This window comes from Mycobacterium sp. 852013-50091_SCH5140682 (assembly GCF_001665685.1).
Taxonomy (GTDB): Bacteria; Actinomycetota; Actinomycetes; order Mycobacteriales; family Mycobacteriaceae; genus Mycobacterium.
This window is the reverse complement of record NZ_LZTB01000016.1, coordinates 34,551-50,553: the sequence shown is the minus strand read 5'-3', so window position 1 is coordinate 50,553 and position 16,003 is coordinate 34,551. Positions and strand designations below refer to the sequence as shown.

20 protein-coding genes are annotated in these 16,003 nt (G+C 68.1%); 14 read left to right on the top strand and 6 right to left on the bottom strand.

From position 1 onward, the window contains the following. Positions 1-114 precede the first annotated feature (114 nt). Together A5784_RS06450 and A5784_RS06445 are read left to right on the top strand one after the other, a co-directional pair. On the top strand, positions 115-1,197 hold the full coding sequence (locus A5784_RS06450) for an LCP family protein (protein ID WP_232005963.1): 1,083 nt from the start codon (positions 115-117) through the stop codon (positions 1,195-1,197). Between the two features lie 133 nt (positions 1,198-1,330). Next, positions 1,331-1,879 (top strand): ferritin, encoded by a 549-nt coding sequence (locus A5784_RS06445; protein ID WP_064943447.1) that lies wholly within the window; start codon positions 1,331-1,333, stop codon positions 1,877-1,879. Here the strand turns inward: A5784_RS06445 and A5784_RS06440 are convergent. Genes A5784_RS06440 through A5784_RS06430 form a run of 3 tightly spaced genes read right to left on the bottom strand, consistent with a single transcriptional unit; the run spans position 1,876 to position 4,248 of the window. Further along, positions 1,876-2,739, bottom strand: a complete 864-nt coding sequence (locus tag A5784_RS06440; protein ID WP_064943445.1) for a glycerophosphodiester phosphodiesterase — start codon at positions 2,737-2,739, stop codon at positions 1,876-1,878. The genes A5784_RS06445 and A5784_RS06440 overlap by 4 nt on opposite strands. Continuing rightward, entirely contained in the window at positions 2,736-3,872 is a 1,137-nt protein-coding gene (locus A5784_RS06435; RefSeq protein ID WP_064943443.1) for a DUF4328 domain-containing protein, read from the bottom strand. Before A5784_RS06435 ends, A5784_RS06440 begins: the two co-directional genes overlap by 4 nt. A gap of 34 nt (positions 3,873-3,906) precedes the next feature. Further along, entirely contained in the window at positions 3,907-4,248 is a 342-nt protein-coding gene (locus A5784_RS06430; RefSeq protein WP_064943464.1) for a rhodanese-like domain-containing protein, read from the bottom strand. Positions 4,249-4,798: 550 nt separating this feature from the next. Between A5784_RS06430 and A5784_RS38730 the strand changes: the two genes are divergently transcribed. From A5784_RS38730 to A5784_RS06415, 4 genes are all read left to right on the top strand, one after another. After that, the gene (locus A5784_RS38730; RefSeq protein WP_165606321.1) at positions 4,799-4,957 is read left to right on the top strand and encodes a hypothetical protein; all 159 of its coding nucleotides are present in this window, start codon (positions 4,799-4,801) and stop codon (positions 4,955-4,957) included. Between the two features lie 127 nt (positions 4,958-5,084). After that, positions 5,085-5,708, top strand: coding sequence for a superoxide dismutase (locus A5784_RS06425; RefSeq protein WP_019972634.1), 624 nt, complete (start codon positions 5,085-5,087; stop codon positions 5,706-5,708). 200 nt (positions 5,709-5,908) lie between these two features. Then, positions 5,909-6,442 (top strand): hypothetical protein, encoded by a 534-nt coding sequence (locus A5784_RS06420; protein ID WP_064943441.1) that lies wholly within the window; start codon positions 5,909-5,911, stop codon positions 6,440-6,442. A 701-nt stretch (positions 6,443-7,143) separates the two neighbouring features. Beyond that, positions 7,144-7,542, top strand: coding sequence for a helix-turn-helix transcriptional regulator (locus A5784_RS06415; RefSeq protein WP_064943462.1), 399 nt, complete (start codon positions 7,144-7,146; stop codon positions 7,540-7,542). 102 nt (positions 7,543-7,644) lie between these two features. On the opposite strand, the gene A5784_RS06410 is transcribed toward A5784_RS06415, so the two are convergent. The 3 genes from A5784_RS06410 to A5784_RS39035 are packed head-to-tail and all read right to left on the bottom strand — an operon-like array spanning position 7,645 to position 10,553. Then, positions 7,645-8,757 (bottom strand): hypothetical protein, encoded by a 1,113-nt coding sequence (locus A5784_RS06410; protein WP_064943439.1) that lies wholly within the window; start codon positions 8,755-8,757, stop codon positions 7,645-7,647. Continuing rightward, the gene (locus tag A5784_RS06405; RefSeq protein WP_029371863.1) at positions 8,754-9,245 is read right to left on the bottom strand and encodes an ImmA/IrrE family metallo-endopeptidase; all 492 of its coding nucleotides are present in this window, start codon (positions 9,243-9,245) and stop codon (positions 8,754-8,756) included. The genes A5784_RS06410 and A5784_RS06405 overlap by 4 nt, the downstream gene beginning before the upstream one ends. A 27-nt stretch (positions 9,246-9,272) precedes the next feature. Then, positions 9,273-10,553, bottom strand: coding sequence for a hypothetical protein (locus A5784_RS39035; protein WP_232005962.1), 1,281 nt, complete (start codon positions 10,551-10,553; stop codon positions 9,273-9,275). Positions 10,554-10,764: 211 nt separating this feature from the next. Between A5784_RS39035 and A5784_RS06395 the strand changes: the two genes are divergently transcribed. The 8 genes from A5784_RS06395 to rraA all read left to right on the top strand — a co-directional run bounded on the left by A5784_RS06395 (position 10,765) and on the right by rraA (position 15,972). Continuing rightward, positions 10,765-11,421 carry a DUF6474 family protein gene (locus A5784_RS06395; RefSeq protein WP_064943437.1) on the top strand — a complete coding sequence of 219 codons (657 nt, stop codon included), beginning with the start codon at positions 10,765-10,767 and terminating at the stop codon, positions 11,419-11,421. Between the two features lie 8 nt (positions 11,422-11,429). Next, positions 11,430-11,963, top strand: a complete 534-nt coding sequence (locus A5784_RS06390; protein ID WP_064943435.1) for a hypothetical protein — start codon at positions 11,430-11,432, stop codon at positions 11,961-11,963. Positions 11,964-12,002: 39 nt separating this feature from the next. Continuing rightward, positions 12,003-12,692 carry a YcnI family protein gene (locus A5784_RS06385; RefSeq protein ID WP_064943433.1) on the top strand — a complete coding sequence of 230 codons (690 nt, stop codon included), beginning with the start codon at positions 12,003-12,005 and terminating at the stop codon, positions 12,690-12,692. Beyond that, entirely contained in the window at positions 12,689-13,195 is a 507-nt protein-coding gene (locus A5784_RS06380) for a copper resistance CopC family protein (protein WP_064943431.1), read from the top strand. Before A5784_RS06385 ends, A5784_RS06380 begins: the two co-directional genes overlap by 4 nt. Then, positions 13,171-14,112 carry a CopD family protein gene (locus A5784_RS06375; protein ID WP_064943429.1) on the top strand — a complete coding sequence of 314 codons (942 nt, stop codon included), beginning with the start codon at positions 13,171-13,173 and terminating at the stop codon, positions 14,110-14,112. The genes A5784_RS06380 and A5784_RS06375 overlap by 25 nt, the downstream gene beginning before the upstream one ends. A gap of 91 nt (positions 14,113-14,203) precedes the next feature. Beyond that, on the top strand, positions 14,204-14,656 hold the full coding sequence (locus tag A5784_RS39595; RefSeq protein ID WP_156750413.1) for a hypothetical protein: 453 nt from the start codon (positions 14,204-14,206) through the stop codon (positions 14,654-14,656). A 48-nt stretch (positions 14,657-14,704) separates the two neighbouring features. Beyond that, the gene (locus A5784_RS06365; RefSeq protein ID WP_064943427.1) at positions 14,705-15,496 is read left to right on the top strand and encodes a MerR family transcriptional regulator; all 792 of its coding nucleotides are present in this window, start codon (positions 14,705-14,707) and stop codon (positions 15,494-15,496) included. Further along, a complete protein-coding gene (gene rraA / locus A5784_RS06360; protein ID WP_064943425.1) occupies positions 15,493-15,972 on the top strand; it encodes a ribonuclease E activity regulator RraA in 480 nt (159 codons plus the stop codon). The genes A5784_RS06365 and rraA overlap by 4 nt, the downstream gene beginning before the upstream one ends. The last annotated feature ends 31 nt before the right edge of the window (positions 15,973-16,003 follow it).

Here is a 16,003-nt window from a genome sequence, read left to right as displayed (position 1 = left end):
CCCCCCCCCCCCCCCCCCCCCCCCCCCCCCCCCCCCCCCCGCCCCCCCCCCCCTTTTTTTTTCCACCCCCACCCCGCCAACCCCGATGCAGCGTAGTCTCGTGGGCTCGGAGATGTGTATAAGAGACAGCCACCCACCGGGGCGGCACCGCCGCCTCGCCCATCCGGGGCGGCACCGCCGCCTCGCCTACCTGGGGCGGCACCGCCGCCGCCCGCCGCGCCCAAGCGCCGCCGCAAACGGCACTGGGGCAAGATCCTGCTGGCGCTGCTGCTGGTCGGCGTCCTGGCCGTGGTCGGCTGCGGCGTGTGGATCGACACGTCACTGCACCGCATCCCGGCGTTCACGGCCTACACCGACCGTCCGGCGCCGGGCCGCGGCACCAACTGGCTTTTGGTGGGCTCCGACAGCCGCCAGGACCTCACGCCCGAACAGCAGGCCGCCCTCGCCACCGGCGGCGACATCGGCAACGGCCGCACCGACACCATCCTGCTGGTGCACATCCCGGCACTGGGCTCGAGCACGCCGCCGACCATGGTCAGCATTCCCCGCGACTCGTACGTCCCGATACCCGACAACGGCAAGGACAAGATCAACGCCGCGTTCTCGCTGGGTGGCGCGCCGCTGCTGGCACAGACCGTGGAGTCGGCGACCGGGCTGCATCTGGATCACTATGCCGAGATCGGCTTCGGCGGGTTCGCGGATCTGGTCGACGCCGTCGGTGGCGTCACCGTCTGTCCCGCCGAGCCGATCAGCGACCCGCTGGCCGGCATCGATCTGCCCGCGGGCTGCCAGCAGCTCGACGGCCGCAACGCGCTGGGCTTCGTCCGGTCCCGCGCCACGCCCCGCGCGGACCTCGACCGCATGGTCCATCAGCGACAGTTCATGTCAGCGCTACTGCATCGCGCGAGTAGCCCGGGTGTGCTGCTCAATCCTCTGCGCTGGGCACCGATGGCACATGCGGCCGCCAACACGGTCACTGTCGACCAGGACGCGCACGTGTGGGATCTGGCGCGGCTGGGCTGGGCATTACACGGTGACCCGGTGACCACCACGGTGCCCATCGGCGATTTCAGCGCAGGCGACGCCGGTTCGGTAGTGGTGTGGGATCACGACGCCGCGAGCCGTTTGTTCGACGCTTTGGCATCCGATTCGCCGCCGCCCGCCGACACCCTCAACGTCAACGAACCAAAAGGTTAGCCAAAGCTAAACTCGACGCACAGCAAATTCGAACCGCCACATGTAAGCGTCGTCACACGGGTTAGGCAATGCTGACCTCAATGAGGCTGGCCTTCGCTGACAATGCCTTCTGACCTGCTATATCCTCGCTGCCATGACGGTTACCGGCGCAATCGACACGAAATTCCACGCCCTTGTGCAGGATCAAATTCGAAACGAATTCACGGCTTCGCAGCAATACATCGCGATCGCCGTGTATTTCGACGGCGCCGATCTCCCGCAGCTCGCCAAGCACTTCTACAACCAGTCGCTCGAAGAGCGCAACCACGCGATGATGCTGGTGCAGTACCTGCTCGACCGGGACATCGAGGTCGAGATCCCCGGCATCGACGCGGTGTGCAACCAGTTCGACGAGCCCCGCGACGCGCTGATGCTCTCACTCAAGCAGGAGCGCACGGTCACCGAGCAGATCAGCCGACTTGCCAGCGTGGCCCGCGAAGAGGGTGACTACCTCGGCGAGCAGTTCATGCAATGGTTCCTCAAGGAGCAGGTGGAAGAGGTGGCCTCGATGTCGACGCTGGTCCGCATCGCCGAGCGCGCCGGTGACAACCTGTTCCACCTGGAGGACTTCGTCGCCCGCGAGCTCGCTGCCGCGGCAGGCGCGGACCCGTCCGCGCCGAAGGCCGCCGGCGGCAACATCTAAGAGCTCGACGCCCCGCCAGTCCCGCCCGCACCGGTCAGGCCGTTCTGCAGCCAGTCCTTGGTGCGGCCGGGATGGTTGGTGGCCACCCAGGCCACCCCGATGTCCCGGCAGAAGTTCACGTCCTCGTAGTGGTCGACGGTCCAGCAGTACAGCGCGCGCCCCTGCGCCGCTGCCCGGTCGACCAGTTCGGGATGCTCCCGCAGCGTCGTGATGGACGGCCCGACGGCCGTGGCGCCGACCGTCGTCGCCGCACTTCCGCCCAGGTAGCGCGACGTCTCCCCCAGCAACACAGTCGGCAGCATCGGCGCCGCGCGCCGGATCCGCCACACCGCGGCCGCGGAGAACGACATCACCACCGCCCGGGACAGATCCGCCGACGCGGGTGAAGCGATGCCGTAGCGGTGCAAGAGAGCCAGCACCTTGTTCTCGACCAACGCTCCGTAGCGCACCGGGTGCTTGGTCTCGATGAACAGCTTCACCGGCCGGTTCCAGTCCAGCACCATCGAGACCAGCGCATCCAGGGTCAGCAGCCCGGTGTCGCCCTGACCGCCCTCGGCGTCCTTGCTTGCATGCCACGACCCGTAGTCGAGGTCACGCAGCTCCGCGAGCGTCATCTCGCTGACCAGCCCGGTACCCGTCGACGTGCGGTCTACCCGCCGGTCGTGCACACACACCAGATGCCCGTCGCGGGTGAGGCGGACATCGCACTCGACGCCGTCGGCTCCCTCGCGCAACGCCAGATCGTAGGCGGCAATGGTGTGTTCGGGCCGGTCCGCGGATGCCCCGCGATGCGCCACCACGAACGGATGAGATGGACCCGGTGTCGCTGACTCGTCGGCAGCGGCTTCGCCCGCGTTCATACCGCTAATGCTGCCGGGTTCTGCCCTTGGCTCTCAACCGGAACCGCCGAATCGGGCTCATCCTCCGAGTCGGCGGGTTGCGCCGGACGGCCCGATTCCGCCTCGACCACGACCCAGCGGTGGCTGTGCCGTTCGGCAGGCGTGCCCTCGAAGCCGAGGTACACCCGCGAGACCAGCAACACCGTGGCCAGGGCCAGGAGATACCCGATGGCGACCGTCACGTTGTTGTCGGCGAGGTGCTGCGTGGTGTTGGCGAAGAACGTGACGACGACGGTGCTGACCACCGACCACACCGCGACGATCGCGCTGAGCGCCCAGATGATCCACCACACCACGACGGGACGCCTGAGCCGGGACAGGCGTGCCTCCAGGGTCGCCAGCTCGAGCACGTACACCGGCGTGAACAGCACATTGACCCCGGGTATCAGCGACATCAGCCACATCTCCGCGGCGGAGCGCGGGTCGGGCTGCCCGCGTTCGGCGTACGCCTCGGCCCGCCGGGCGATGAGCCACTTGATGAGGATCACCGCGGTGATGACGAGGATCACGAGCGCCACCAGGCTCGCCACCACGCCGAACGCGACGGCCGCATCGGCGATGAGCGGATGCAGCAGCACGCTGCGGTTGATCAGCATGAGCCCGTAACGCAGCACATGGGCGAACGCCGCGACACCGAGCGCCACCATGGTGACGACGAGCATGGTGCGCACCGTTGCCGGCGCGGGTGCTTCACGTTCGCGGCCATCTTCCTCGGCGGCGACGTCGAACTGCTGTTGCAGTCCCCAGCGCGGGATGACGGGATAGCGCGGGGTCGGCCCCAGTGGGCCGCGCCGGATCCGGCGGCGGGGCGGGGCGCCCGGCCGCAGCGCGACCCAGCGGTAGCCGGGCGCCAACCGCGGCGTCCCCGCCTGCGGCGGACGTCCGGTGGGCGGCCGTGCGGGCTGCTGCGACGGCCGCGGAGGCGCTTGCGGCGCAGGTGCGGACGGGGGCGGCGGCAGCGGGGCGCCGCCCTGCTGGGGCGACCACTGCGGCGCGGACGGCGCGAGCAGCGTGCCACCACACCGCGGGCACCACGACCGTTGCCGGTCACGCACGTTCCAGCGCGTTCCGCACTGCGAACACACCTGGATCATCGGACCAGCCTAGCGACGGTTGCGGAGCGGTCGCTCACACGCTGCCGGGGCTGCCGTCGTCGGTGATGACGGGCCGACCCGCCCCCACCCAGGCCAGCATTCCGCCGTCCACGTTGGTCGGGGTGTATCCGTTGCGCGCGAGATAGTTGGCGACGCGCAGCGACCGTCCACCGGCGTGGCACACCACGAAAAGCTCGGCATCAGGATCGATCTCGGCCATCCGCGCCGGCACATCGCCCATGGGGATGTGCTGGGCTCCCGCTGCGTGGCCACGCTGCCACTCGTCGTCCTCGCGCACATCGAGCAGCACCACCGTGTCGCCGAAAACCGTCGGAACAGCGGCGATATCGGCCTGCCCGACCTCAACGTCGTCCATGCCGTCCATGCTTGCACGCGGATTGGCACGGTGCACCCGGCACCCGGGTGGACCGCGGGTTTAGCAATTCGAAACTATCCACAGTTTCCACAGGTCTATCCACAGGCCGACGCCCCTGGCGGACCCGAACAACATGGTTTAGCTGTGCACATGCTGATCAACAATGTGGATAACCCTGTGTTCGTGTGGCAGTCAATCAACAGCCGCCCAGGGTTCGAGCGAATGAATTGTTCGGCCGACCGGGCGTCACGAAGTGGCGCACGCGCGGGTGCCCTCACGGGGTTCCCGCGGCGGGTTTGAATCAAACTGATTTCTCGTTGACGTGCCGTCGCGGCAGCCACACCGCCGGCCCTCCCGGCCGCACGGCTGCGACCCGTCCGATAGTCGGGTTGACCTGGCATACCTGCCGAACCGGGCGGTGACCCGGGTTTGCCGTCGGCCTTGGTCGATTTTTGCCTGGCAGCTCCAGGGTCTATGATCGGCGTCACACCAGCTGTTGTGACAGAACTCACTGGGGGCAAACATTGATCGTGCAGGTCAGGAGCGTCTGATGGCGTCACATCCGATGGGGCCCGGGGGGGCCGTACCGCATTCCGAGTGGCATACATCCGGCTATCTGCATACGCGCAATCAGCTGGTGTCGTTCGTCCGGGCGGGCGCTATCGCGCTGATCCTGCTCGGCATCCTGGCGCTGATCGTCTGGATCTGACCTTCTCAGCCATCAGGTATAGGTGTGGGGGGCACCACACGTCGTTGCGATGCACCTTGTGATGAAGCAAGGTGGACGGCGATCTTGTGGACGCCTTACTTGATCGATCAACTGAGGAAGGAATCACGTGGCTGAATACACTCTGCCCGACCTGGATTACGACTACGGCGCGCTCGAGCCGCATATCTCCGGACAGATCAACGAGCTGCACCACAGCAAACACCACGCGGCCTACGTCAAGGGTGTCAACGACGCAGTCGCCAAGCTTGAGGAAGCCCGCGCCAACGGCGATCACGCCGCCATCTTCCTCAACGAGAAGAACCTGGCTTTCCACCTCGGCGGCCATGTCAACCACTCGATCTGGTGGAAGAACCTGTCGCCGAACGGTGGCGACAAGCCGACCGGTGATCTGGCCGCGGCCATCGACGACCAGTTCGGGTCGTTCGACAAGTTCCAGGCTCAGTTCACCGCAGCCGCCAACGGCCTGCAGGGCTCGGGCTGGGCGGTGCTGGGTTACGACAGCCTCGGCGACCGGCTGCTGACCTTCCAGCTCTACGACCAGCAGGCCAACGTGCCGCTCGGCATCATCCCGCTGCTCCAGGTGGACATGTGGGAGCACGCCTTCTACCTGCAGTACAAGAACGTCAAGGCCGACTACGTGAAGGCCTTCTGGAACGTCGTCAACTGGGAGGACGTCCAGAACCGGTACGCCGCCGCGACGTCGAAGGCGAACGGTCTGATCTTCGGCTGATCCGGTCGCATCCGATCCGAGGGTCGATTCGATCTTCTCCAGAACGGGGCGTCGCGCAGTTTGCGCGACGCCCCGTTCTCGTATTGAGACCTGGCGTGCTCCGTTTCCGCTTGCACGACCCACGTACCTGTCGCATGCTGAAATGACCGTGTAGCGAACAGAAAGGTGCCGGCACCCAACTCCTATGTCCTGGAGGCGAAATGGATTCGGGATCTTCTCGGGCGATCGAGATCGCTCCGTTTCATTCCGGTGGGTCCCTCAAGGGATTCGTGGTGTCCGGCCGGTGGCCTGACACCACCAAGGAGTGGGCACAGCTGCTCATCGTCACTGTCCGGGTCGCATCGCTGCCCGGATTACTCTCCACCACAACGATTTTCGGGGTTCGCGAGGAACTTCCCGACCAACCTCAGCCCGGCACGGTCGGGCTGGTGATCGCCGAGGGCCCCGTGGTCGGCGAGTCTGCGCTGCCGCCAGGCTATTTCGCCGACCATCAACCGCCCGCCCTGCTGATGCTGCATCCGCCTTCCGAGACCACGCCTTCGCTGCCCGAGTGCACGGGCGCCGCCTCCGGCTGCGTGCTGCTGCCCGGGCTGCCGTATCTGGGCCTCGATCACCGCGCCGCATGGGTCGAGGCCGAGGCCGACGGCACAGTCACGTCGATGGTGAGCCGCGTCGGCGTCGACCCGATCAGCCATCCGGACACCGCGATCTTGGCGATGCTGCTCGCTGCGTGATCGGGACACCCGTCCCAGTAATCGGAAGGGTGGTTCTCGCTTGGACAGAATCCGGCGGGCCCAATATCGATAGCAGGTCTAGCGAACCACGCAATGCAACGCTAGGGTATTGACGTCAGCGAAGAGAGTAGCCCTCAATCGCCGGGTCGCCCGCCGACCGACCGCGATGACAGCCCCCCGTCGTCCGGTTCAGCAACGCGGGTCGCCCAGCGCTTCGAGCGGATGCCAGCGCCACCCGTTTCGTCGCCGGAATCCACCTGAGCTTCTCCTGGCTATCGAACGACGCCTCGCCGAGAGGCTCTCGACAGCGCCGCCGGCCGCGCGCATCACGTGCTGCCCGCCAGCACCGCCACGCGGCCCTACAGTGGTTGGTGCCCACATTCCAGCAAATGCGTGTTTTCGTGGTTTACACGGAGCCCCTAGTTGCCCACAGGAAACTGGGAGGCTCCTGTACGGAGCCGTGCCAGCAGCTCACCCCGCGCAATACAACGCAAGCGTCACTATTTGCCTTGTCACGCGGTGCAATCCCGCCGTTCACCTGTGGCGAAGGCCCCGGTTTGCGCGGTCAAGGCGGTAAAAACGGTAAGCTGGGTTAACTTTTACGCGGTTTGCACTTGGTAGTTGACACAGATCTCGCTACGATGGTCAGCAAATACGCCGCCTATTCGTTACCGCTCAAGCTGCATGTGGAGGTCAATTCGATGAGCAAGACGTTCGCCGCCCGTCTCAACCGGCTGTTCGACACGGTTTATCCCCCTGGGCGCGGACCCCACACATCGGCCGAGGTGATTGCTGCGCTGAAGTCCGAAGGCGTCACCATGTCGGCTCCGTACCTCTCGCAGCTCCGGTCGGGCAACCGCACCAACCCGTCAGTGGCCACCATGGCCGCCCTTGCCAACTTCTTCCGCATCAAGCCGGCGTACTTCACCGACGACGAGTACTACGAGAAGCTCGACAAAGAACTGACCTGGCTCGCGAGCATGCGTGATGAAGGGGTTCGCCGTATCGCCGCCCGTACCGTCGGTCTCTCGGCGGAGGCTCAGCAGGACCTCGTCCAGAAGGCCGACGAGCTGCGCCGCCTCGAGCGCCTCGACGACTGATCGGGCGGCCTCCGGCCGATCATCTACAGACAGCACCCAGACAAGCCCCGGCGCTGCCGGCGCTTGTCTGGGTTTTTTGGTTGAGGGCCTGTCTGATCGCGTTCAGCGACCGGACCGCTCCAGGTCCCGGTATTCGCGCGCGATCGCCAGAATCCACTCGCGGTCGGAGTATGACTCCGGCTGGCGCAGCCACGTGAGCCCGGGAAAGGCCGACGCAGCAGCGGTGTCGCGGGTCTCGTAGATCCACTGCGCCACCGCGCGCGCCTGTTCGTCGGGCGTCACCGCACCCGGGTCGGATACGCGGTCAGCACCGCCTGCCTTGCCCTGCGGACCGACGGCCTCGCGCTGGTGTGCTGCGGCAGTCGCCTCCAGGTACAGCGAGTCCGATATCAGCGACATGCGCTCGGCCACCCGGAACACCAGCGGGCCGCGCGGCCGCACGCCGATACCGACGTCGGGATGCCTGCGACCGAGTTCGGTGAGCAGCGGACCGATGGTACGCAGCTCCTGCCGGGCGCCGAACCAGTCTTCGACGCTCGGCAGCAGCGAGCCGGCAGCAACGACGACCATGGCGCAGCCCAGCAGGGTGGCGGCCGACCCGACGCCGACCAGTTGTGTGTGCCCGACCGCCCGCAGCAGGAAGAACGCGCTGGCTGCGACGATCAGTGCGATGCCGAGGCTGAACACGAAGAGGGCCCGGCCGCGCCGGCTTCGGTTCGAGTACCGCAGGCCCGCCCAGACCACAAGCGTGAGCGCCAGCAGTACATACAGCAACGGCAGCAGCCAGGTGGTTGCGCTGCTGACGAGGTCCCGTTTGAGGTATTCCTCCGGCGCCATCTCAGGTTGCCGGGGCGACCGGAAGAACAGCACCAGGCTGACCACTGCGACGACGGTGGCCACACTGTATTGCGCCATGGCAAGGCGGCGGGTGATTGCCGGGGAGTGGTCTGAGGCGGCGGTGGTGATCATGACGCAACTGCCTGCGGCGCAGGCGATCAGCGCGACCTGACTGAGCGCTACGGCGATGTTGGGTAGCCGCACGAGGGTGTCGATGAGCAGTGCCAGCGGCTGCCAGTTAAGCGCCGCGACCAGGCCGAGGCTGCCGAGCGCGACGATCATCGCCGCGCTCACCAGTGATTGCTTGTTGACCAGGGCCCACCCGATGCGCAGCCCAGTAGCCATGCCGAGCAGTCCGGCGATCACCCAGATGATCAACCAAACGCCTCTCCGAGGCGAACCTGCACGATCGACGAACGGTCGGACGGCAGCCGACCCAGCCGGTAGAGCAACAGCGCCGCGAAGTCCTCGGCCTCCTGCTCGATGTCCTCACCGTTGGGGCCCATGCATCCGGTCCGCTGGTTGAGCATGTAGGCGATGAGATCGGAGCTGGCCAGCTCGACTGATTCCTCGGCGGCTTCGACGATCGATATGCCCTCGTGCCCGAGCACCAGGTGGCCCAGCTCATGGGCCAGAGTTCGGTCCCACGTCGGCAGTCCCTGCTGGATCAGGAACACGTCCCGGTCGCTGTACTGCCGCCATTGACCGCACACCCCGGGCGGAAGCTCTTCCATCGTCAACTCGATCGGTCTGCCCCGATCCTCGCTGACCGCCGCGACCAGGCGGGTCAATGTCACTTCACCACGCCGCGGCGCGAGATCGAGCACCGCGTTGACAGCGCGCGTGACGGTGCGACTGGCTGACATACCTCCCCCTTTCGACCGTTCGCCTCGTCAGTCGACGAACCGTGCGACGTTGGTCCGCACCGTGTGCCCGGCTCTGGCCTGCCGATAGCCCACAATGCCCCCTGCCCCCGTCAGCGCCATGATCCCGACCGTGCCCGGCACAGCGAGCGCAGCCAACTCCGTCGTTCCGGCTGTCCGCAGATAGTCGGCGTAGCCCACGCGGTAGGTCGCGGGGACCACCGCATGGTCGTGGCCCGCGGGCGGGGGCGTCCGTACCGATGGTTGCACCTGCTTGAGGGTGGGCTGCGCCGACGGGTGCCGATCCGACGGCGCGCCAGACCCGTCCCCACCGCCCGGAGCGCCGAGCGGCGCGACGACGGGCGGTACGACGAGCGGCGGCACCACGATCGGGATCAGGACCGGCACTGCGGCAGCGGCCGCCAGGCCGGGCGGCGCCGCCACGACGGGTTCCGCGACAGCTGCGGCGGACAACTCTTGTGGCGGCAGCTGCATCTGCGGTGGCACGGGACGGCTGAACGCCTGCGGCAGGCCACCGCTGCCGCCGCCACCGCCGCTGCCGATACCGATCGACGGGATACTGCCGCCGACCGAGCTGGACGTGGTGGTGGTCTCCGATGTCGACGAGGTGCTCTTCGTCGTGGTGGTCTGGGACGTCGTGGTCGCGGTCGTCGTCGTTGCGGTCGTGGTCCGAGTGGTGGTCGTCGTCTGCGTCGTGGTCGTGGGACTCGTCGTCGCGGTCGTCGACTGAGTCGTGGACGACGAGGATTCCGTTGTCACCGAGGATCCCGTCGTCACCGCCGAAGATTCGGTCTCGGTTACCGTCTCGGTCTGAGTCTTCGTATCTGTCGGCGGTGCCGACTTCGTCGGCGAATCGTCGCCGGAGGACGGGGTGCGCGTGCCCGAACCAGTCGGATCGCTCGTGCCGGAAGGTTTGCCAGTGTCGGAGGGCTTGCCCGTTCCGGAGGGCCCGGCGGTCTTGGTCGGGCTACCGGTCTTGGTGGGCTTGTCGGTGTTGGTGGCACCGGTCGGGGGCTTCGTGCCACCGCCCGAGTCCTGTCCGCCCTGGCTGTCGCCTCCACCGTTGGACCCGCCGCTGGGCCCGCGCGGCTTGCCACCGTTGTCGTTTCCCTGCGCGTTGCCGCCCTGGTTCTGGCCGCCACCTGAGGCGCCGGAATTGCCCGATCCGCCACCGGAATCGCTCCCGCTGTGGTTGGGATCGGCAAATGCCAGTGCTCCGCCGAGACCGGCGATGAACAGGCCGGAAGTCACCATGACGGTCGAGGCGGCGACGCGCACCCGCGAACGCACTGTGTCACCACCCTTTCGCGCATCGCCCGACGAGTTTATGAAGCAGTGATAATTGTCGCACAGCTGGCCTAGCCGGTTTGCTAGCTGTGACGATTCCCCCACCGGTTTCCGGGGCGTGACGGCAGAGCAAATCCGCTGGACGATACTGTTGGGCAGCAGCAGTGCAGCGGTGACCGCTAATACTCGACGAGATGACCCGGAGGCAGCCGGAATGGGCCTGTTCACGCCACGCAAAAGCAGAGCAACCCGCCGCGCCGAAGCCCGCGCGATCAAGGCGAAGGCCAAGCTGGAAGCTCGGCTCACCGCAAAGAACGAGGCCCGGCGCATCAAAGGGGACCGCAAGGCCGAGCGCAAGGCACTCAAAGCCCAGCTCAAAGCTCAGCGCGACAGTGACCGCAATGCACTCAAGGTGGCCGAGACCCAGCTGCAGGCGGCCCGCGAGGGCAAGCTTCTCTCACCCACTCGAATTCGTCGGCTGCTGACGGTCACGCGTTTGCTGGCACCGGTTCTGGTGCCTCTGGTGTACCGCGGCGCGATGGCCGCCCGCGGCGCCATCGACGAGCGCCGGGCCGATCAGCTCGGTGTGCCGCTGAGCCAGCTCGGCCAGTTCTCCGGTCACGGCGCCCAGCTGTCGGCCCGTATCGCCGGCGCTGAACAGTCGCTGCGGCAGGTCGCCGACAAGGCTCCGAAGGACGCCGAGACCAAACAGTTCGTCGCGGCCATCACCGATCGGCTCAGCGATCTGAGTGCCGCGGTGGCCGCTGCCGAGCACATGCCGACCGCGCGCCGCCGGGGCGCCCACGCGGCCATCGCCGCGCAGCTCGACGGCATCGACGCCGACCTGCTGGCGCGGCTCGGTCTGGTCTGACCCGTGCGATGACCGACGCCCGTACCGATCCCGCGGCCTGGCTGCGCGGTACGTCCGTCGGGGTCCTCACCGCCGCGTTGGCGGTGGCGGCGCACGGAGCTGCGGGCGGCGGTTGGCCCGCAGGCGCCGTGATCGCGCAACTGGCCCTACTGGCCGTCACGCTCGGCGCGGTCGCCTCGACCATGCGCGCCGCGAACCGGACCGGGGTGCTCGTCGGTCTGCTCGGCACCGGCCAGGTGCTCGGGCACGCCCTGCTGGCGATCGACGGTCACACCCATGGGTCGCACCCGCTGCAGCCCGGGGCCCTGATGCTCGCGGCGCACCTCGTGGCCGTCACGGTGGGAGCAATCCTCATCGCCGGCGGAACCCGGTTGTCCTCCGCACTGTCGCGGGTTTTGCGGGCCGTAGCGCGTCGCGTGCCTCCGATCCCGGCTGCGACAACACACGTCGTCGCCCGCAGTGCCGATCAGCCGTTGCAATCGGCACGGCTGCTGGCCACATCGGTGTCCCATCGGGGTCCACCGGTCAGCGTTCTTCGCTGATCCGCCCATCCCGACATCCACGAAAGACACTGGTTCACAATGAAAACCCCTCACGGGGCGCGTTGGCGCGCCCTGCCCGCCGCCGCTGCGGCAACCCTTGCGACCGGGCTGCTCACCGCAGCTCCGGCATCTGCCCATGTGCATGCCGATGCCGACAACCCCACCCCTGGCAGCACGTCGCTGGTGACCTTCCAGGTTCCCGGGGAATCCGATACCGGCGCTCTCACAACACAATTGAGTGTCGCGCTGCCCAACGTCGCCTCGGCGCGTGCCGAGGTGATGCCGGGCTGGACGTCCCGGCTCGACCGGGACACCGCGGCAGGCACGGTCCGTTCGGTCACGTGGACCGCGGCGCCAGGCGTCGGCATCTCGCCCGATCAGTTCGCGCTGTTCCGGGTCTCGGTGAAGCTGCCCACCACCCCGACGGTGAGTTTCCCTGCCACCCAGACGTATTCGGACGGCAAGGTGGTGCATTGGGATCAGGCTCCGCTGCCCGGCGGCGGGGAGCCCGAATACCCGGCACCGGAACTGAAGCTGTCCGGCACACCTGCCGGCGACGACCACGACGACGACCATGGGGCCACCCCGAGCGCGACGGCCTCAGCGCAGCAGCCGGCGGCACCCGCGGCGGCCACCGCCGACAACACGGCGCGCTGGCTGGCCGGCGGAGCACTGACGGTCGCGGCCGTCGCGGTGGTGGCAGCGCTGGCGGCGCGGCGCCGCTCATGAGGCGGGTGCTCGCGGCCGTCATAGCCGGATTCGCGTTGGCGGCATTGTCATTGGCTGCCGCGGGTACCGCGTCGGCGCATGCGACCAGGATCGCCACCGACCCGGCCGATCACGCCGCGCTCACCGCGTCACCGCAGCGGGTCAGCGCCACGTTCAACGAGGCCCTGCAACGGACATTCGCCGACATGACCGTCGTCGGGCCCGACGGCAACCTGTGGTCGACCGGCGACGCCCAGGTGCAGGGCGCGGTCATCGGCATCGATGTGCGGCCGCTCGGCCCGGCCGGCACCTACACGGTGAACTACCGGGTCACGTCCGCCGACGGGCACGTGGTGTCCGGATCGTGGTCGTTCGATCTGACCGTCGCGGGCTCGGGTACCCCGGGACCGCCGGTCGGCTCGGCGAGCGGCTCCGACGGCAGCCTGCCGGTGTGGCCGTTCGTGGTGGCGGCCGCAGTCATCGTGGGTGGCGGAGCTTGGTGGGTGCTGCGCCGGCGGGCGTGACGCGCAGGGTGGTGGCCGGCGGCGCGCTCATCGTCGCGGCGTCGGCGGCCACCGCCTGGGCGCTGGGGTATCCGCAGAGCCCGCTGGGCGGCGCGTTGGCACGCGCCGCGGCCGACGGTACCGCCGTGGTCGCGGTCGGATTGGCCGTGGTGCCGATGCTCGACGTGGCGCGCTACCGTGCCGAACTGATGGGGTCTGCGACCGGACCGTTGGTGTGGAGCAGCGCCGGGTGGCTGCTGGCTGAGTTGGTGCGGCTGATCGTCGAAACCGCGCGCGCCGCCGACGTGAGCGTGCTGCACCTCGGCGTGCAGACCAGCGCCGAATTCGCGTTGTCGACGACGGCAGGCCGGTCCAGCCTCGCCGGGGTCGTCGCAGCCCTGGCCCTCGGCATCGTCACGCTCGCTGTGCCGCGGACCGCGGCGGCGGTGGCCGCGACAACCGGGATCGCCGCAGCAGGGCTGGTGGCGCGCACCCTGTCCGGCCATCTCGCCGAGAGCCCCGTCGGTGGGCTCGCGGTGGCCGTGCACGCGCTGGCCGCCGCGCTGTGGTGCGGCGCGCTGGCCGCCCTGGTGCTCACGGTGACGCACCGGGGACAGTGGGCCCGGGTGCTGCCGCGGTTCTCCCAGCTCTCAGTGATCTGCGTCGCGGCGCTGTTGATCTTCGGCGTGCTCGGCGCTGTCATCCGGCTGGACACCCTCTCGCAGCTGTGGGCGACCGGTTACGGCAGGCTGCTCTCGGCCAAGGTCGTGCTGACCGCGGGTCTGCTGGCCCTGGCCTGGCGAAACCGGACCGGTTGGCTGCCCGCGGCACGCTCACATCGGACCAGCGCGACGCTGTCTCGCTCCCGCTCGCTGATCGAACTGGCCGTCATGACCGTCACCATCACCTTTGCCGCGGCCTTGGCCGTCGCGGGGTGACCGCTCGGCCGCCTGGCATGATGGGGACGACTGCCGGCCACCCCGCCCCCGCGTCGGCGCGGAGCACCAGACACCGCAAAGGAGCAGCCCGATGGCAGAGCAGCAGGATCCGTCCGAGGACAAGCCGGACGCTGGTTCCGGATCTCCCGCGGCAGGCCCATCGGATGCGGCTGCCGATCCTGGTGCTGTGACTCCGCCTGCGAAGAAGGCTCCCGCCAAAAAAGCGCCTGCCAAAAAGGCACCGGCCAAGGCTCCTGCTGCGAAGGCTCCGGCCAAAAAAGCGCCTGCCAAGAAAGCCCCTGCGAAGAAAGCGCCCGTCAAGAAGGCCGCTCCGCCGCCACCGCCACCGGCGCCGTCCGCCGATCTCGCGTCGGCAGCCAAAGAGACTGCAGCACAGGCGAAGTCGACGGTAGCAGCGGCGGCCAACCCGACCCTGCCCGTCACGCCCCCCACCTCGCGGATGCCATACGTGGCCGCCGTGGCGGTCGGTGTGCTGGCGGTACTGCTGGTGTTCCTCACCAGGCGCCGCTGCGGCTCAGAGTGAGCTTTCTGCCTTGACCCTCCCCCGACGTCAGGGTCGATAGTTGGGTTCGTGGACGCCAACACCGACGCCAGGACTGTCGGCGCCGTAGCCGCCCTCACCGGGGTTTCCGTACGGACGCTGCACCACTACGACCACATCGGTCTGGTGGTGCCGAGCGTGCGGACCGCGGCCGGTTACCGCGGTTATCTCGATGCCGACATCGAGCGGCTGCACATGGTGCTGGTGTACCGCGCGGCCGGTTTGGCCCTCGACGACATCCGGGTGCTGCTCGACGACGCCGAGGCCGATGTGCTCGCGCACCTGCGACGCCAACACGCGTTGCTGTGCGAGCAGGCCGAACAGTTGGAGCAGACGATCAAAGCAGTGGAGGAACTCATGAGCGCGCATCGCAGCGGGATCCAGTTGACCGCCGAAGAGCAGGTGGAGATCTTCGGCACCACCAAGTTCGGTGACGAGTACGCCGTCGAGGCCGAGGAACGCTGGGGCGACACCGATGCGTGGAAGCAGTCGCAGCGACGCACCGCCGAGCTGAGCAAGCAGGACTGGATCGACATCAAGGCCGAGGGCGACGCGCTGCTGGCCGACCTGGCCGCGGGCAAGCGCGCCTGCGTCGTTCCCGGCTCTGCGCAGGCCAATGCTCTGGCGGCGCGGCACCGGGCGTCGATCGCGCGGTTCTACGACGTGGGGGACGAGATGCACGTGTGTCTGGCCGAGATGTACCTGGCCGATGACCGTTTCACCCGGTACTACGACGATGCCGAGCCTGGTCTGGCCCAGTTCGTGCACGACATCATCGTGGCAAGTGTGAGCCGGGGCGGTCCTGAAATAATCGCGGAGTGAGTATCGAACCCCGCGCCACCGCCGATCTGGTCGACGAGATCTACCCCGACGTCCGCAGCTGCGATCTGCAGTTGCAGAACTACGGGGCCAGAACGATGTTCGCAGGCCGGATCACCACGGTGCGCTGTTTTCAGGACAACGCTCTGCTCAAGTCGATCCTGTCCACGCCCGGCGAGGGCGGGGTGCTGGTGGTCGACGGCGCGGGATCCCTGCACACCGCGCTCGTCGGCGACATCATCGCCGGGCTGGCCCACGACAACGGCTGGTCCGGGGTGATCGTGCACGGCGCGGTGCGTGACGCGGCGACGCTGCGCACCATCGACGTCGGGATCAAGGCGCTGGGCACCAACCCCCGCAAGGGCACCAAGACCGGTGAGGGCGAACGGGACATCGAGGTGAGCTTCGGCGGTGTGACGTTCGTGCCGGGCGAGATCGCCTACGCCGACGACGACGGCATCGTGGTCGTCGCCTCCTAGCGCGAGCAGACGCCAAGGTCCCCCGACACGC